Here is a 16,516-nt window from a genome sequence, read left to right on the forward strand (position 1 = left end):
GGGCGGGCGCCGGAACGGTCGCCGTTTCCACGGCTTTCCGTAGTGCTGCGGGCATATTTGGCGCGCGATGCCGCTCAAATCCGGTTTTCGGAGCGCTTGCAATGCTCTATGACAGCCTGACCGAGGCGGGATCGGCGGGCGATGGACGTCACCGAGTTTGAGGAACTGATCGATCGGCTGGGCGAGGATCTCTCCCTCTGGCCCGACGATCGGCGCTTGCCCGCCGAAGAGCTGCTGTCGCGATCGTCCGCCGCGCAAGCCCTGCTGGAAGAGGCGCGCGCCCTGCGCCTCGCGCTCGCGGCACCGCCGGTGCGCGCGCCGGCAGGCCTCGCCGACCGCATTGTCGCTGCGGCCGCGAGAATGAATGATGACGCCGCCGAGCCGCGCACCGAAGGCGAGACGGCGGGGAGCTGAGCGGCTCTGCTCTGAATCGTCGCTTCCTTCACTTGGTCCCGCTTGGGGTAGGGCAATCGCATTTGGGAGTTTCTTCCCGCGGCCATCCTTCGAGACGCCCGCTTTGGGCGGGCTCTTCAGGATCAGGGCGGAGTGCGCGGCAGCAGTTTCAACGAGTACTGATGCTGATTAGCCTCATCCTGAGTCCCCAGCGCCGAAAGCGGGCGCTGCACACGGGACCATGAACCACCCGCCAGACGTCGTCAGACAGGTGGTTCATGGAGAGGAGGCGCGTAAGCGTCGTCTCGAAGGACGAGGCGTGCGCGCAGGCGGCCGCCACAAGTTATATGCGATTGCCCTGCCGCGAGCGGGGCGAGGCAGTGCACTGCCACCGCCGCGCCAAATCAACTCGAACTCACCGCTCGTTTAAGACGCACACGGCAGATTTTGCCGTGTCGAATGCCGTTCCCGCGCGCGTGAATCGCCGCCTGAATCCGCACGCCCACCCGTTTCATCAGCACACAGATTTCAAGCGCCGCGAGCCGACATCCGCTCGCCGGCAGCGAATGACGCCGGAGTCTCCGATGACCGTTTCCGCCGTGAGTTCTGCAACGACCGCGACCACCACGACATCGTCGTCGTCGAGCACGTCGTCCAACTCGACGCTGACATCCGACGATTTTCTGAGCATTCTGGTCAGCGAGCTGCAGAACCAGAATCCGCTGGATGCGACCTCGACCACCGACCTCGTCAATCAGCTCACCTCCTACGCCAATTTCACCTCGCAGCAGTCGATCAACTCCAACTTGTCGTCGCTCGCGAGTTCGTTCTCGAGCCTCGTGACGCTGAACTCGGTGAACTACATCGGCCACACTGTCGAGGCGAAGTCCGATACGGCGACCTTGAGCAACGGTTCGGCGACCTATGGCTACTCGCTGTCGTCGACCGCTTCGGACGTCTCGATCAGCATCTCGGATTCCTCCGGCAACGTCGTCTACACCGGCACCGGCACCGGCAACTCCGGCTCCAACAGCTTCACCTGGGACGGCAAGGACTCCAACGGCAACCAGCTCTCCGACGGCGGCAAGTACAGCATCTCGGTGACGGCGACGGATACCGCCGGCAACTCGGTGCTCAATTACACGACCGTCACCGGCACGGTGACCGGCATCGACACTTCGACGTCCACGCCCTCGCTCACGGTGAACGGCGTCGCGGTCAGCGCCGCTAACATCCTCGGCGTCACATCCTGATCTCAAGTCCTGATTTTCTCGGAGCTTCATCATGAGTCTCACCGGCGCATTGTCATCGGCGATCTCGGCGCTCAGCGCCCAGAGCCAGTCCCTGTCGATGATCAGCGACAACATCGCCAATTCCGACACGACGGCCTACAAGACGACGTCGGGAATGTTCGACGCGCTGGTGACGGCGGCGAGCAACACGACCTCCTACGCCTCGGGCGGCGTCACCGTCTCCGGTCGCGCCAACATCACCCAGCAGGGCCTGCTCGCCGCGACCTCCAACGCCACCGACGTCGCGATCCAGGGCTCGGGTTTCTTCGTGGTGACCGACGCCAAGTCGGGCGGCACGGCCGCCTACACCCGTAACGGCGCCTTCACCACCGACAATGCCGGCTATCTCCAGAACAACGGCTACTATCTCGAGGGATGGCGCACCGATGCCGATGGCAATGTCGTCGGCAGCGAGTCGGCGAGCAATCTGGAGGCCATCAACACCCAGGTCGCCTCAACCAGCGGCAGCGCGACCACAAAGACCACCATCGCGGCGAACCTGCCGTCGGATGCCGCGACCGGCGCCACCTACACCAGCTCGATGACGGTCTACGATTCGCTCGGCGCCTCGAATTCGATGCAGGTCACCTGGACCAAGACGGGCACCAACACCTGGAGCGCGAGCTTCGCCAATCCGACCTCGACCTCGGACACCACGACCGCAACAGGCACGGCCTCAGGCACGATCGACATCACCTTCAACAGCGACGGTTCGCTCGCCAGTACCAGCCCGAATCCGGCCACCGTCTCTATCACCGGCTGGACCGATGGTGCGGCGAACAGCACCATCACCATGAATCTCGGAACCGCCGGCAAGACCGACGGCCTCACGCAATATGCGTCGGGCGAAACCACGCCGTCGGTCAATGTCACCAGCATCGACTCGGACGGTCTGTCCTATGGCAATCTGTCGAGCGTCTCGATCGGTGATGACGGCCTCGTCAACGCGACCTATTCCAACGGCCAGACCATCGCGATCTACAAGATCGCGGTGGCGACCTTCGCCGATCCCAACGGGCTCGCCGCCTCCAGCAACGGCATCTATTCGGCGACCGTGACGTCGGGCAATGCCTCCTTGCAGGGCTCCGGCGAGAACGGAGCGGGCACGATTTACGGCAGCGAGCTGGAATCATCGACCACCGACACCTCCAGCCAGTTCTCGGACATGATCTCGGCGCAGCAGGCCTATTCCGCTGCGTCCCAAATCATCTCCACCGTCAACGAGATGTACGACACCCTGATCTCGGCGATGAGGTGAGCGATGCGCGGTGAGCAGGCGAACGCCGTTGGGGAGGCGCTGCTGCGCCGGCTCAAGCGGCTGATGGCACGGGCCGCAACCGTCAAGGGCGGCGACCGCAAGCAGTTGCTCGTGCTGCTCGACGACGTGGAAACGATACGGCGTGGCCTCGTGCGGGAAGCCGCGGAGATCGACGGTGAGATGAGGCAGACGGCTGCCAGGACGGCCGCGATCGGCGCTTACCTGCGAAACTCGCAAGGCGGCCGCGGCAAACGGAATAACTAGAAGAAGGCGATGACCATGACTGTAGCCCAAGCCACAAGGACGAGTGCCGTGAACGGCGATAACAGGATCAAGTCGCTGATCACGCTGATCGACACCCTGACTGCACTGATCGCGGAGGAGAACGCGGAGCTTGCCAAGGGCCTGCCGGCCTCGCGCCTGAAGCAGGTCGACGAGAAGAACAAGCTGGCGGAGATCTTCGAGCGAACCGTTGCCAAGTGCGCGGCAGGCACGACCAGCCTGACGGTGCGGGACCGGATCCTGCGCGAGCAGCTGCTGGAGCGGATCCTGAGGCTGCGGGCGGAGATGGACGAGAATCTGGTGCGTCTGCGCGCTGCGATCGAGGCCAGCAACCGCCGGATCGAGGCCGTCATGCAGGCGATCCGCGAGCAGATCGTCGCCGTTTCGCCCTACGGTGCATCCGGCCGCGTCGCTGCCGCCCGTGCAGTGTCCAGCGGCACCAGCCGCAGCGCCTGACGGAACGGGGGAGGCCGCCGTGTCGCTCGATATCGCTCGATCGGTCGCTTTCAGCGGGCTGTCTGCGACGTCCGTGCAGATCAGCGTGACGTCGTCAAACATCTCGAACGCCGACACGACGGGCTATACCAGGAAGTCCGCGACCCAGTCGAACAGCGTCACCAACGGCGTCGGCACCGGCGTCACGGTGACCGGCATCACCTCGACCGTCGACAAGCTGCTGTTGAAGTCGCTGGTCAGCGCGGATTCCGAGCTCGGCGCGGCCGACACCGCCAACACCTACCTGACGTCGCTCCAGCAGCTCTACGGTTCGATCAGCAGCAGCGATGATTCCTCGTCCGGGACCTCGCTCGCCAACAGCATCGCCTCGCTGGAATCGGCGCTGTCGTCGCTGGCGAGCACGCCCGGCAGCGCCTCGCTGCAATCCAACGTCGTCAGCGCGCTCGACGACGTCGCGAGCCAGTTGCGGGAGACCTCCAGCGGGATCCAGAAGCTCCGGTCCGACGCCGATCAGGACATCGCGTCCTCGATCGACGACGTCAACGCGGACCTGCAGCAGATCGCGGATCTGAATACCCAAATCAAGCAGACGGCCGCCTCCGGCCAGTCCACCGCCGACCTCGAGGACCAGCGCAACACCGCGCTCCAGGACCTCGCCTCGAAGATGAACATCAATTACTTCACCGCTTCGAACGGCGACATACAGATCTACACCAAATCAGGCCAGGCACTGGTCGACAGTTCCGCGCATACGATCAACTATACGGCTGCGTCCAGTGTGACGGCGTCAACGACGTACACCGCCGGCTTCTCGTCGAGCGGCTTCAGCGCGATCACCGTGAACGGGGTGGACATCACCTCCCAGATCACCGGGGGGGATATCGGCGCACTCATCACGCTCCGTGACGACACTCTGCCGGACGCGCAGTCCCAGCTCGACCAGCTCGCGCAGCAGCTTGCGTCCGTGATGAACAACGTCTCGAACAGCGCCTCTTCGGTGCCGGCGCCGACCAGCCTGACAGGGACGACGGCCGTCACCAGCAGTTCTGCCCTGTCCGCCTCTGGCTCGGTGCGTATCGCGGCCACCGACCAGAGCGGCAACCTGGTCTCCTACGCCGATCTCGACCTGTCATCCTATGCGACGGTCGGCGATCTCGTCACCGCCATCAACGGCATCTCCGGCTTGTCCGCCTCGATCGATTCGGATGGCCATCTCTCGATCACGGCGACCGGATCTGGCAACGGCGTCGCCATCAACGAGATGACGAGCTCGGTCGGAAGCTCCAGCGAGGGAATCTCCGAATATTTCGGCCTCAACGATCTGGTGACGGGAACGAGCGCTTCGGACATCGCAGTCAACAGCAAGATTCTGTCCGGCACGAACGAGCTCCAGCTGACGACGCTGGACTCGTCGTCGAGCCTGACTGTCGGAAGTTCGGTGCTGTCGTCCGGCTCCGCCACCGTGATCAATGCCTTCTACGATGCGTTGACGGCCTCGCAGACGTTTGCATCGACGGGCGGGCTTGCCGCCAGCACCGGGTCGCTCGCCGACTACGCCTCGGTCATCGTCTCCGACGTATCGAGCAAGGCTTCGCAGGCCTCCACGGATTACACCGCCAAGGAGACCGCGCAGTCGACCTATGCGAATTCCCTGTCGTCGCAGTCCGGCGTCAATCTGGACGAGGAATCGGCCAATCTGAGCACGCTCCAGAACAAATATTCGGCAGCGTCGGCGCTGATCCAGGCCATCAACTCCATGTATTCGGCGCTGCTCACCGCCGTGCAGTCGACGTAAGGGGGTACGATTATGGTCGCGATGCGTGTGGCCACCTTCGCCCAGTCGAACAGAATGATCGCCGACGCCATGCGCGTGGAGTCGGTCATGGCCACCAAGCAGATCCAGGAATCGACGGGCGTCGTCTCGACGGATTTCGGCGGCTATGGCGCGGACGCGCAGCACGTCATCAACCTTCAGGTCTCGGTGACGCGCGCGCAATCCTATATCGACGCGGCTACGCTCGCCGGCAGCAAGGTCCAGGTGATGTATTCAGCGGTCGGCTCGGTGACCGACATCCTCACGCAGCTGCGCTCCCAGCTCAGCGCCGCCTCGACCGGGAGCTCGATCGAGGTGAACTCGGCGATCAGCTCAGCCCAGCAGATGCTGGAGCAGATGGGCTCGCTGATGAACACACAGTATGACGGCCAATACGTGTTTGCCGGCGGCAAGACCGACACGGCTCCGGTCGATCTCACGAGCTTTTCGTCTGGTACTGGTTCGACCACGACTGCGGACACCAGCTACTACAATGGCGACAGCGAGATCGCCTCGGTACGGGTTGCCGCCAATGAAACCGTGTCCTACGGCGTCACCGCGGATAATTCGGCGTTCGAGGAGGTGATGCGCGTCCTGAAGTTTGTGGCCAACAGCACGACGCTGTCGTCTGCGGATATCACCAGCGCGCTGGATCTCGCCAGCACGGCGCTCGACGACACCGCCGCCGTGCAGGCAAAGCTGTCCGGCGCCGCGTCCTCGATCGAGACCGCGAGCGCTCGCCAGGCCGACTACAAGAGTTACGCGGAGACCTTGTCGAACGACCTGACCAGCGTCGACGTCGCCGCCATTACGGCGCAGCTTTCGACTTATGAGACGCAACTCACGGCGTCCTATTCTGCTCTCGGGAAGATATTGAGCCTGAATCTTGCGAGTTATCTGAAGTGAAACAAGGGCTGGGTTCGTTCGGTAATGGAGGGAGTCGCCGGGGCTTGACCGGATGGTGCCCTTCCAGGGTGACGACGAGATGGAGCGCGACGGTCGAGGCCAGCACCAGCGCGGCGATCTGCCCGCCGATGCCCTTGAGGTGGAGGAACGAGAACGGCTTCATCGTCTGGCCGAAGGATTTCATTCAATTGTTTCGCCCGAGGCTGTACAATCTTTGCGCGTTCAGCAAGTTTTACACACGAGGGGCGCTTACAATGCTTAGCCGACGAAGCTCTTTGCAGCTATCCTTCTTGGGTTTGTCAGTTGTTACTTTCGGTAGAGCGATCGCTCAGCAAGATAGCAACTTTGCTGGATTGCTGGCTGAAGTCGCTCAGGACCCTTCCTTCTCGCTTGCAAATGGTCGGTCGAAGGACGAGGGGTTGAGGCAGAGCGGTCCGAGTGTTGCCGACCTACGCGGAAATACTTCTCGCCCCCGGCGTTGGGTCTCGGACATTCGAGGCGTCGAACCCCATGTATTGGAATCGCCGAACACCAAGATGCGCTTGCTCTTTGCGAATGCTGCATCTGGAGAGAGGTGAACCAAAAGAATAGCGAGAAGGCCGATCAACCTAAACAGTCGCGTCACGTCGTATCCTCCGATGTTGCGTCTCCACGCGTGCTCAGTCGCTTCAACGCGGGGTAATGCCACGATTGCTTCCACCTCAAACAAAGCCGCATCGGCGGCCAGCCGGGAAACCTCTACGGTCGTGCTCGCAGGAGGGGCGGCGGTGTTGACAAAGGAGCCGCGTACCTCGCGCAAGATCGGCAATTGTGCCCGAATGTCGGTCAAATAGTGATTGACCTTGATAACGTCGGCAAAAGTTGCACCACCGGAGGCTTCGGTGGGTGTTGCCCCAAGTAAGCGTTTCGAGCATCTGCGCGATGAGCACCATGCCTAACCTCTCATGACCCGATTCCCTGGCATTCTCCCGCTAGCAAAATCAATCACGTCTGACGGGGCGAATGATCGGGTCAATTTGCGCAAAATGCGCAATAAATCTTGAATATTGCGCGGTATGAGCGTATACGGCCAGAGAATTGCTCGTTTTTATAGCAAAACGCGCAAAATGATGGGAAGTGTGCGGTGTGCGGTGTGCGGGAGGACAATAGAGATGCAGGTTCCAATTAAGCGGGCGATCGAGAGCGTGCCTGGCGGGATGATGGTGGTCCCTCTGTTGGTCGGGGCGCTTATTGCCACCTTCTTTCCCGATACCCCGAAGTTTTTTGGCTCCTTCACCGGCGCACTGTTCTCGGGAGCGCTGACGATTCTCGCCGTGTTCTACGTTTGCATGGGCGCGAGCATCGACTTCCGCGCGACCCCCTACATTGTGAAGAAGGGCGGCACCCTGCTGATCGTGAAGGTTGGCGCGGCCATTGTCCTCGGCCTGATCTTCGGCCGCATTTTGGGAGAGACGCCGGTCGCAGCTGGCATGTTCGCGGGTGTCTCGACGCTCGCGGTCGTCGCCGCCATGAACGACACCAATGGCGGTCTCTATATGGCGTTGATGGGCCAATATGGACGTCCGCGTGACGTCGGCGCATATACCGTCATGTCGCTGGAGAGCGGTCCATTCCTCACCATGATCACTTTGGGCGTCGCCGGCCTCTCGGCATTTCCATGGCAGACCCTCGTGGGCGCTATCCTGCCTCTGGTGGTGGGTATGATCATCGGCAATCTCGACAGAGAGATGCGCGACTTCCTGAGCCGCGCGGTACCTGTGATGATCCCGTTCTTCGCCTTCGCGCTCGGCGCCGGCCTCGATCTGTCGAAGGTTTGGCAGGCCGGCTTGCTCGGCCTCGGCATGGGAGTGGCCGTGGTGGTTGTGACCGGCATCCCGCTGTTCCTCGCCGATCGCATCACTGGCGGGAATGGTGTCGCGGGTGTTGCGGCGGCCTCGACGGCCGGTAATGCGGCGGCCGTCCCGGCGATTGTCGCCGCGGCGAATCCGGCCTATGCGGACGCGGCGCGGCCTGCGACTATCCTCGTCGCGGCGTGCGTCGTGGTTACCGCAATCCTCGTGCCGATCGTCACCGCCTGGACAGCCCGCGTTGTTGGTCGCGACGTCGAGGAGCCTGCGGAAGAGAACAACGTGGCTTCTGCCGGCAAGATGACCCCCGCGGCGCGCTCGGTTGTCACTGAGGCAAGTCACTGACACAAATTCACCGAAGCAGGTCGCTGAGGATGGCCCCTAAAGCGTTTTCGAGCGAAGTGGATGCCGGTTCGCGTCAGGAAAACGCATCAAGCCAAAGCTGGCTGATCGTCGCTGACGATCTCACCGGTGCCGCGGACTGTGCGATCGCCTTCGGCAGAAGGGGGCGTGCGGCTGCGGTGACGTGGGGTGAGATGACCGACGCATCGGGCTACCAGCTGCCCGTCCTGGCCTACGATGCCGCGAGTCGAGGCCTTTCGGCCGGGGCCGCTGCAGCCCGCCATGCCGATGTGCTGGCGCGCCTGTGCGAAGGCGGACGTATTCTCTTCAAGAAGCTTGACTCGACGCTGCGGGGGCAACCTGCAGCAGAGATTGCAGCCGCGCTTGCGCATCTCAAGTCACGGTCGGGTCCGGCCTTCGGCGTGTTCGCGCCGGCCTTTCCGGCCACCGGCCGCACCACCATCGACGGGCGTATCCTGGTCAAAGGCCACCCCCTCGAGGAGGCCGAGGTCTGGCGCCGCGACCACACCTACCCGAACGCCGATCTTGTCGACGTTCTCGCGACCGCGGGCGTCCGCGGTGAGAAGGTCAAGCTCGCTGCCGTCCGCGGTGGCGATCTCAAAGCCACGTTCGCGAGGCTCGCCCGGGAGGGCGACGTGGTCGCGGCCTGCGACGCCGAGACTGACCACGATCTGCGTTTGATCGCGGGGGCGAGCCTGCATGCATCGCCCGCAACCTTCTTCATCGGCAGCGCCGGCCTCGCGCACGCCTTGGCCGGCCTCGAAGCCAGCCATGCCATCGAGCCATTGCGCATTCCGACAAGCGCTTCCGGCACCCTGATCGTGGTGGGCTCGCTCGCCGGCGCATCTCGCGCCGCCGCGCGCGAGCTGGAGGCGACCGGCACCGTGGCGCATTTTCCGGTCGCGCCGGCGACGCTGCTGAACGATGGTGCCGGCCGGGCGGCGCTCGCCGCGGACGTGATGAAACGACTTGCCGGCGGCGGCGATACACTGGTTGAGATCATGATGGATGATCACCCCGACATGTCACTCGGCCCGCAGCTCGCCAAGGGGCTCGCCGACGCTCTTGAGGCCGTCGCACCCTCGATCGGCGCCTTCGCTGCGACCGGCGGCGAAACCGCCGCGGCAATGCTGTCGCGCTTCGGCGTCAACGGCATCCGTCTTGCCGACGAAATCGAGCCGGGCGTGTCGCTCGGCCTGACTCTTGGCCGATTGTCTGTTCCGATCGCCACCAAAGCGGGCGCGTTCGGTGACGAGACCAGCCTCATCCGCATCAGCGAGCGGCTTCGCGCCGTCCGAACCAGAGGAAGTTTCACATGACCCGTCCGACCATTGCGATCACCATGGGAGATCCGGCCGGTATCGGGCCCGAGGTGATCATGAAGGCGCTGGCGCAGCCGCAGGTGCAGGCGATCTGCAATGCGCTGATGATCGGCGACTCCAACCGTCTGCGCAAAGCCGGTCAGATCGTCGGCGTGCCGCTTGAGGTCGATGCGTTGAGCGACGCGAAGCAGGCGAATTTTGCGTCGAAGGCCGTGCAGTGCGTTGACCTGAAGCTTGTGCCGGACGATCTGCCGTTCGGCAAGGTGTCGGCGACGGCAGGTGAGGCGGCCTATCGCTATATCGAGAAAGCCGTGCAGGTGGTGCAGGCAGGGCTCGCGCAGGGCATCTGCACCGCGCCGCTTTCGAAGGAAGCGCTCCATGCGGCCGGCCACAAATATCCGGGCCATACCGAGCTCCTGGCGCATCTGACCGGCACGCCGGAAGTGTCGATGATGCTGGTGTCGCCGAAACTCCGCGTCATTCACGTGACCACGCATATCGGCCTGCTCGATGCGATCGAGAAGATCGAGCCCGGCCTCGTCGGGCGTGTCATCGCACGCGGACATGACGTGCTGGTGCGCGCCGGCGTCGCCAATCCGAAGATCGGCGTCTGCGCCATCAATCCGCATGCCGGCGAGAATGGGTTGTTCGGTCGCGGCGAGGAAGCCGCGAAGATCGCGCCGGCCGTGGAAGCCTGTCAGCGCAAGGGCTGGGACGTGCGCGGCCCCCTGCCTGCCGACACGCTGTTCTTCCTGGCCGGCCGCGGCGACTACGACATGGTGGTCGCGATGTATCACGATCAGGGCCATGGACCCATCAAGGTGCTGGGGCTGGAAGCCGGTGTGAACATCACTGTTGGTCTGCCGGTGATCCGCACCTCGGTCGATCACGGGACCGCCTTCGACATCGCAGGCAAAGGCATCGCCGACGAGCGCAGCCTGATCGAGGCGTTGCGGCAGGCGGTCGATCTTGCGCCGAAGCAGGCGGTTTGAGAGGGCTGCGCGGGCTCCTCAGGATGAGGAGCGAGATGCGCGTTAAACGCTGACATTGCGGGGCCGATGCATCGTGGTATCCATCGGCCGTGCCGCGAAGCCGATACGTCGAGTTCGGCTGACGGCAGTGAATCCGGGGGCTGAGGTTCGATGTCGATGCGCAGCAAGGAGCGTCACGCTCGTCTGTTGGAAGCACTGAACGCGGGAGAGATCGATGTCGATGATCTCGCGCGGCGCTTTGTCGTCTCCGCTTCCACCGTGCGGCGCGACCTGCAGCATCTTTCCAAGAACAATGCCGTGCGCCGCACCTATGGCGGCGCCATTCTCACCGCCCACGCGAACGAGACGACGCTCGAGCAGCGCCTCGCGGTTCAGGGCAAACAGAAGCAGGCGATCGCGCGCGCGGCGATCGATCTGATCGAGGATGGCGACACGCTGATTCTCGATGCCGGCTCGACGGTCGCAGCCTTCGGCCGACTGCTGCAGCACCGGCGGCTGCGCATCATCACCAACAATCTTGCGCTGCTACCCTTTCTCGCCAAGGCTCCAACCATAGAGCTTGTGGTGCTGGGCGGCGCGCTGCGCACCACCAGCATGAGCACCATGGGGCCGCTTGCCAATGAGGCGCTGCGGCGCATGACCGCGGACCACGCCGTCATGAGCGCCGACGGCGTGGTGAATGGCCGTGGCCTGTGCGAAGCGGATCTCGAACAGGTCGCACTGAAGTCGCTGATGATGCAGCAGTCGAAGGAAGTCATCGTTCTCGCCGACGCCAGCAAGCTCGGCCGCGCCGAACAGATGGCCTGGGCGCCGCTGCCGCCCCGCTGGACTCTGGTGACTGATGTCGGCGCATCTGAGGAGCAGTGCAAGCGTCTCGCCGATGCGGGAGCGCGCGTGATCGTTGCCAGCGTTCGCTGAGCCGGCATCGCAATTTTTGCGCGTGATCGGAGAAAAATATCGACCCGAGGCGGGGTTGCGATAAGCAATCGCTGAACTGGAGCGCAATGCGGTCAAGTTGAATCGCCATATGCTGGATAAGCCCAGTGGTGCGACCAGTAAGTTATTGATTTTTCTCAACCCAGGGCTGTCTCTTAATCAGCGGGTCCCAGGTTCGAGCCCTGGTGCGCCCACCATCTACACTCAAGCCCACGGCTCTGTGCGGCGAGGTCGCCAAGAGCTGTGGGTGCTTGGCCCGATCCATCCGAACTTTCGCCGGTCAACTCAATGGGCAGGCAATGGCTTGCTCTTCATCAGCTCCCGCAGACGCTGGAACGTCACGTAGAGCATCGGCACCAGGAAGATTCCGATCGAACTCGCCGCGACCATGCCCGCGAACACCGCTGTGCCGACGGCCCTGCGGCTGAGCGCCGCAGCGCCGGTTGCGATCACGAGCGGCAGGAGACCAAGGATGAAGGCGACGGAGGTCATCATGACCGCGCGGAAGCGCATATGGGCGCCCTGGACCGCGGCGTCGTCGAGCGCCACGCCTGCCTCGCGTTGCTCCTTGGCGAATTCGACGATCAGAATCCCGTTCTTGGCGGCGAGCGCAATCAGGACCACCAGCCCGATCTGGCCGTAGAGGTCGAGATTGAGGCCTGCGAGCTTGATGCCGACATAGGAGCCCAGGACACCGACGACGACGGACAGCAGCACCGGGATCGGGATCACCGTGCTCTCATAGAGCGCCACCAGGAACAGATAGGCAAACAGCACGGCAAGCATCAGCACGATGCCGGTCTGGCCAGTGGCCTGTTGCTCCTGAAAGGCAGTGCCGGTCCACGCAAAACTGTAACCCGTAGGCAGTATGGCATTCGAGACATCGGCCATTGCGGCCATCGCTGTGCCCGAGGAGACCCCGGGCGCTGGGCTGCCGTTTACCGTCACCGAGCGGTAGTTGTTGTAGCGGGTGATCACCTGCGGCCCGGTCACGATCCTGATCCCGGCCAGTGATCTGATCGGCACCATCTGCCCGGTACTGTTGCGCAGATAGATGCGCCAGATGTCCGAAATGTCGCTGCGATCGAACGCTTCGCCCTGGACGTTGACCTGCCAGGTGCGGCCAAACCGGTTGAAATTGTTGACGTAGATGCCGCCGAGCGTCGCCTGCAGGGCGGTGAAGATGTCGCTTATCCCCACACCGAGCGCCTGCGCTTTGCCGCGGTCGATATCGAGATGGATGGACGGATTGGTCGCTGTGAAGGTGGAAAAGACGCGCGCCAAACGTGGATCGGCGTTGGCGGCGCCGATCAGCGCGTTTGTGACGCTCGAGATCTCGGCCGGGGTCTGTCCTTCCAACGCCTGGAGCTGGTATTCGAACCCGCCGCCGGTGGAGAGGCCGATGATCGGTGGCAGGTTGAACGGCAGCACATTGGCCTGTCGGATCTGCGCGCCGGCCGCGAAGGTCCGCCGGATCAGTGCTTGCGCTGAATCCGTTGCCGCCTTGCGGTCGGCAAATGGCTTCAGGCGCGTCACGACGAGAGCACTGTTCGATTCCGATGCGCCGTCGAGCAGGGAAAAGCCGACGATGGCAAGAACGTGGTCCACAGCCGGCATCTGCTTCAGGATGTCTTCAACCTGCTGGGTGACCTCGCTCGTCCGCGCCACCGACGCGCCGTCCGGCAGTTGGACCGAGGTGAAGAAGGCGCCCTGATCTTCCTCGGGCAGGAAACCCGTCGGCGTAATCAGCGAGATGCCGAAGATGCCGGCGGCAAGGACCACGACGAGCAGCATGGAAAGGCCCGCGACGCGCACCAGGCGTCGGACGCCGCTGCTGTAGCGGTCACGAATCCAGTCGATGGAGGCGAGGACGCGACCCATGATGCCGCGCCTGGGCCCTGTGTGGCGCAGGAGCAGCGCGCACAGGGCGGGCGACAGGGTCAGCGCGTTCAACGCCGAAATTATCATCGCGGCGCTGATCGTCACCGCGAACTGGCGGAATAGCGTTCCGGAAACCCCTGGAATGAATGCGATAGGTACGAAGACCGACAGCAGCACCAGGGTGATCGCGATGATCGGCGCGGTGATCTGGGTCATGGCCTTCTTGCTGGCCTCGGTGGGGGAAAGATCCGGCTCCTCCTGCATGACCCGTTCGACGTTCTCGACGACGACGATTGCATCGTCCACAACAATGCCGATCGCGAGAACCATCGCGAGCAGGGACACCGTATTTGCGGAATAACCCAGCACCAGCAGGACGGCGAATGTGCCGATCAGGCTCACCGGAACCGCGATCGCCGGGATCACCGTGGCCCTGAGATTGCCGAGGAAGAGGTACACCACGATCACGACGAGCACGAAGGCCTCGCCCAGCGTCTGCAACACCTCCGCGATGGTGTCGCGCACGAAGCTCGTGGAATCGTATTGCACGAGGTAGCTCAGTCCGGTCGGGAAGTGCTGCGACAGCCGCTGCATCGTCGCCGCCACGGCTTGTGCGGTGGTCACCGCATTGGCGCCCGGCGCCAGATAGATCGCGACCGGGACGGCTGCGCGTCCGTCGATCCGCGCTTCGCTGTCGAGGTTTTGCGCGCCCATCTCGACACGGGCAACGTCCTTCACCAGTAGGGATGAGCCGTCCGGGTTGGCGCGCAGCACGATATTGGCAAATTGATCGACGGTCGCGAGCCTGCCCAGGGTCTGCACGTTGAACTGGAATTGCTGGTCGTCGCTGATCGGGCGCGCGCCGATGCGGCCGACCGGCGCCTGGACGCTTTGGGTGCGTATGGCGGCAATGACATCCGACGGCGTGAGTTTGAGGCTGGTGAGCCGCTGCGTGTCAAACCAGATCCGCATCGAGTAGTTCATCTTGGCGAACAGATTGGCCTGGCCGACCCCCGGGGTGCTCGCAATCGCATCGAGCACGTTGATGATGGCGTAGTTCGTGATGAACAGCGGATCCTGCTCGCCATTAGCGCTGTAGAGCACGAGGAATTGCAGGATCGACGAGGACCGCTTGCGGACCGTCACTCCCTGCTGCTGCACTTCGGTCGGCAATTGCGACAGCGCGCTCTGCACGCGGTTGTTGACATTGACGGTGTTGATGTCGGGGTTCGTGCTGAGCGCGAACGAAACCGTCAGTGTGTAGCTCCCGTCGCTGGCGCTGGTCGATTTCATGTAGAGCGCGCGGTCGACGCCGATGATCTGTGCCTCCAAGGGCTGGGCGACGCTGCTCTCGACGACTTCGGCGGATGCACCCGGGAACGTGCCTGAAACCGTGACTTGTGGCGGCACGATGTCCGGAAATTGCGCCACCGGGATCTGCATCAGCGCGAGCGCGCCGGCGATGGTGATGATGAAGGCGATCACCATCGCAAGCCGGGGACGATCGATGAAGACCGCAGAGATCATGGTTTGTCGTCCGCCCGGCCGGCTTTGCCGGAGGTGCTGGGAGGTGCCTGCGGAGCCGCACCATCCGCAGCCTTCATGCTCGACAGGATCAGGGAACTTGCCGGCCCCGGCGAAACGACCTGGCCGGGGCGAACCCGCTGCAGACCCTCGACGATGACCCTGTCGCCGGCCGCGAGCCCGGCGATGACCGCCGCAATGGTCGGAGTCGATTGCCCGAGCTGGATGCGGCGCTGCTCGGCCTTGTTGCCGGCACCGACAGCGAGGACATAATCGCCCTGCTGATCGGAGAGCACGGCAGAGCGCGGGATCGCCAGCACCTCGATCGGTTGGACGCCCTCCAGCACGACAGTAACGAACTCGCCGTCGGTCAGCTCGTGAACGGTGACGCCAGCCACGGAGGACGCCCGCAGGATAGGGTTGCCGATCTCGCCGCGCACGGTGATCGTGTCGGTGTTCTGGGCAATGGTGTTGTCCACGAAGTTCAGCCTGCCGGACTGGCCGTACATGCGGCCGTCGGGCAGTCGCAGCCTGATAACGACGGCTTCCAGGCCGCCTTGCGGCCCGTATCGCTCCCGCAACTCCAGTCCTTGGCGCAGCGGCACGGGAAAGGTGACGTACATCGGGTCCTGGCTGACGATGGTGGTCAGCACGCCCGAGCTTGGGCCGACGACGTTGCCTTCCGTCAAGGCTGTGCGTCCGATCTTGCCGGCGATCGGGGCGCTGATCGTGGTGTAGTCGAGGTTGATCCGGGAGGCCTGGACCTGGGCTTGCGCGGCCTGGACCTGGGCTTCGAGGCTGAGCTGGTTCGCGATGGCGGCGTCGAAGGTGGACTGTTGGCCGGCAGGACCTCCGAGCAGGGTCCGCGCACGTTCCGTCGTCTGTTTGGCATTCTCGAGTGTCGCCTGAAGCTGCGCAACCTGCGCCTCTTTCGATGCCAGATCCGCTTCGAACGGAGCACGCTCCAGCCGGTAGAGCTCATCGCCCTTGCTGATCTCGGCGCCTTCCTCGAACAAGCGCCGTTCCAGAAATGCGGTGACGCGAGCAACGACGTTGACCCGATTGATTGCTTCGATCCGCCCGAGAAATTCAGTGCTCTCGGTGATGGATCGCCTCGTCGCTTCCACGAAGCCGACCGCGGATGGGCCCGGCGCGGCGGGTTCGGTCCGGGCCAGCCCGTCGGCGATGATCGTCAGGAGCGTCGCCGCCAGCAGCCTGATCGAGACGCCAGCAAGGTTCATTGTCTGCTCC

13 protein-coding genes and 1 pseudogene are annotated in these 16,516 nt (G+C 63.6%); 11 read left to right on the plus strand and 3 right to left on the minus strand.

Annotation, left to right across the window (positions count from 1 at the left end; genetic code table 11):
- The first annotated feature begins 141 nt into the window (after nucleotides 1-141).
- The 7 genes from H1B27_RS00570 (at nucleotide 142) to H1B27_RS00600 (ending at nucleotide 6,400) form a co-directional block, all read left to right on the plus strand.
- The gene (locus tag H1B27_RS00570) at nucleotides 142-414 is read left to right on the plus strand and encodes a hypothetical protein (protein ID WP_197964579.1); all 273 of its coding nucleotides are present in this window, start codon (nucleotides 142-144) and stop codon (nucleotides 412-414) included.
- Between the two features lie 563 nt (nucleotides 415-977).
- On the plus strand, nucleotides 978-1,646 hold the full coding sequence (locus H1B27_RS00575; protein WP_197964580.1) for a flagellar hook assembly protein FlgD: 669 nt from the start codon (nucleotides 978-980) through the stop codon (nucleotides 1,644-1,646).
- Nucleotides 1,647-1,677: 31 nt separating this feature from the next.
- Entirely contained in the window at nucleotides 1,678-2,943 is a 1,266-nt protein-coding gene (gene flgE, locus H1B27_RS00580; RefSeq protein WP_197964581.1) for a flagellar hook protein FlgE, read from the plus strand.
- 3 nt (nucleotides 2,944-2,946) lie between these two features.
- The gene (locus tag H1B27_RS00585) at nucleotides 2,947-3,207 is read left to right on the plus strand and encodes a hypothetical protein (RefSeq protein ID WP_061880498.1); all 261 of its coding nucleotides are present in this window, start codon (nucleotides 2,947-2,949) and stop codon (nucleotides 3,205-3,207) included.
- A gap of 15 nt (nucleotides 3,208-3,222) precedes the next feature.
- A complete protein-coding gene (locus tag H1B27_RS00590; RefSeq protein ID WP_376708961.1) occupies nucleotides 3,223-3,681 on the plus strand; it encodes a flagellar protein FlgN in 459 nt (152 codons plus the stop codon).
- Nucleotides 3,682-3,700: 19 nt separating this feature from the next.
- Nucleotides 3,701-5,476 carry a flagellar hook-associated protein FlgK gene (gene flgK, locus H1B27_RS00595; RefSeq protein ID WP_197964583.1) on the plus strand — a complete coding sequence of 592 codons (1,776 nt, stop codon included), beginning with the start codon at nucleotides 3,701-3,703 and terminating at the stop codon, nucleotides 5,474-5,476.
- A 12-nt stretch (nucleotides 5,477-5,488) separates the two neighbouring features.
- Entirely contained in the window at nucleotides 5,489-6,400 is a 912-nt protein-coding gene (locus tag H1B27_RS00600) for a flagellin (protein WP_061880495.1), read from the plus strand.
- Nucleotides 6,401-6,770: 370 nt separating this feature from the next.
- Here H1B27_RS00600 and H1B27_RS41160 read toward each other — a convergent pair.
- Nucleotides 6,771-7,259, minus strand: a pseudogene (locus tag H1B27_RS41160) (RidA family protein); the annotation flags it as partial.
- Between the two features lie 292 nt (nucleotides 7,260-7,551).
- Between H1B27_RS41160 and H1B27_RS00610 the strand changes: the two are divergent.
- The 4 genes from H1B27_RS00610 to H1B27_RS00625 all read left to right on the plus strand — a co-directional run bounded on the left by H1B27_RS00610 (nucleotide 7,552) and on the right by H1B27_RS00625 (nucleotide 11,842).
- Nucleotides 7,552-8,592 (plus strand): 2-keto-3-deoxygluconate permease, encoded by a 1,041-nt coding sequence (locus H1B27_RS00610; RefSeq protein ID WP_197964709.1) that lies wholly within the window; start codon nucleotides 7,552-7,554, stop codon nucleotides 8,590-8,592.
- 56 nt (nucleotides 8,593-8,648) lie between these two features.
- A complete protein-coding gene (locus tag H1B27_RS00615; RefSeq protein ID WP_311976908.1) occupies nucleotides 8,649-9,929 on the plus strand; it encodes a four-carbon acid sugar kinase family protein in 1,281 nt (426 codons plus the stop codon).
- Nucleotides 9,926-10,924, plus strand: coding sequence for a 4-hydroxythreonine-4-phosphate dehydrogenase PdxA (gene pdxA, locus H1B27_RS00620; protein ID WP_061880492.1), 999 nt, complete (start codon nucleotides 9,926-9,928; stop codon nucleotides 10,922-10,924). Before H1B27_RS00615 ends, pdxA begins: the two co-directional genes overlap by 4 nt.
- Nucleotides 10,925-11,074: 150 nt before the next feature.
- Nucleotides 11,075-11,842 carry a DeoR/GlpR family DNA-binding transcription regulator gene (locus H1B27_RS00625; RefSeq protein WP_197964585.1) on the plus strand — a complete coding sequence of 256 codons (768 nt, stop codon included), beginning with the start codon at nucleotides 11,075-11,077 and terminating at the stop codon, nucleotides 11,840-11,842.
- A 303-nt stretch (nucleotides 11,843-12,145) separates the two neighbouring features.
- Here H1B27_RS00625 and H1B27_RS00630 read toward each other — a convergent pair whose 3' ends face one another.
- Together H1B27_RS00630 and H1B27_RS00635 are read right to left on the minus strand one after the other, a co-directional pair.
- A complete protein-coding gene (locus H1B27_RS00630) occupies nucleotides 12,146-15,268 on the minus strand; it encodes an efflux RND transporter permease subunit (RefSeq protein ID WP_197964586.1) in 3,123 nt (1,040 codons plus the stop codon).
- On the minus strand, nucleotides 15,265-16,506 hold the full coding sequence (locus H1B27_RS00635) for an efflux RND transporter periplasmic adaptor subunit (protein ID WP_197964587.1): 1,242 nt from the start codon (nucleotides 16,504-16,506) through the stop codon (nucleotides 15,265-15,267). Before H1B27_RS00635 ends, H1B27_RS00630 begins: the two co-directional genes overlap by 4 nt.
- Between the last annotated feature and the right edge of the window lie 10 nt (nucleotides 16,507-16,516).

The sequence above is a fragment of the Bradyrhizobium diversitatis genome, from assembly GCF_016031635.1.
Classification (GTDB): domain Bacteria; phylum Pseudomonadota; class Alphaproteobacteria; order Rhizobiales; family Xanthobacteraceae; genus Bradyrhizobium; species Bradyrhizobium diversitatis.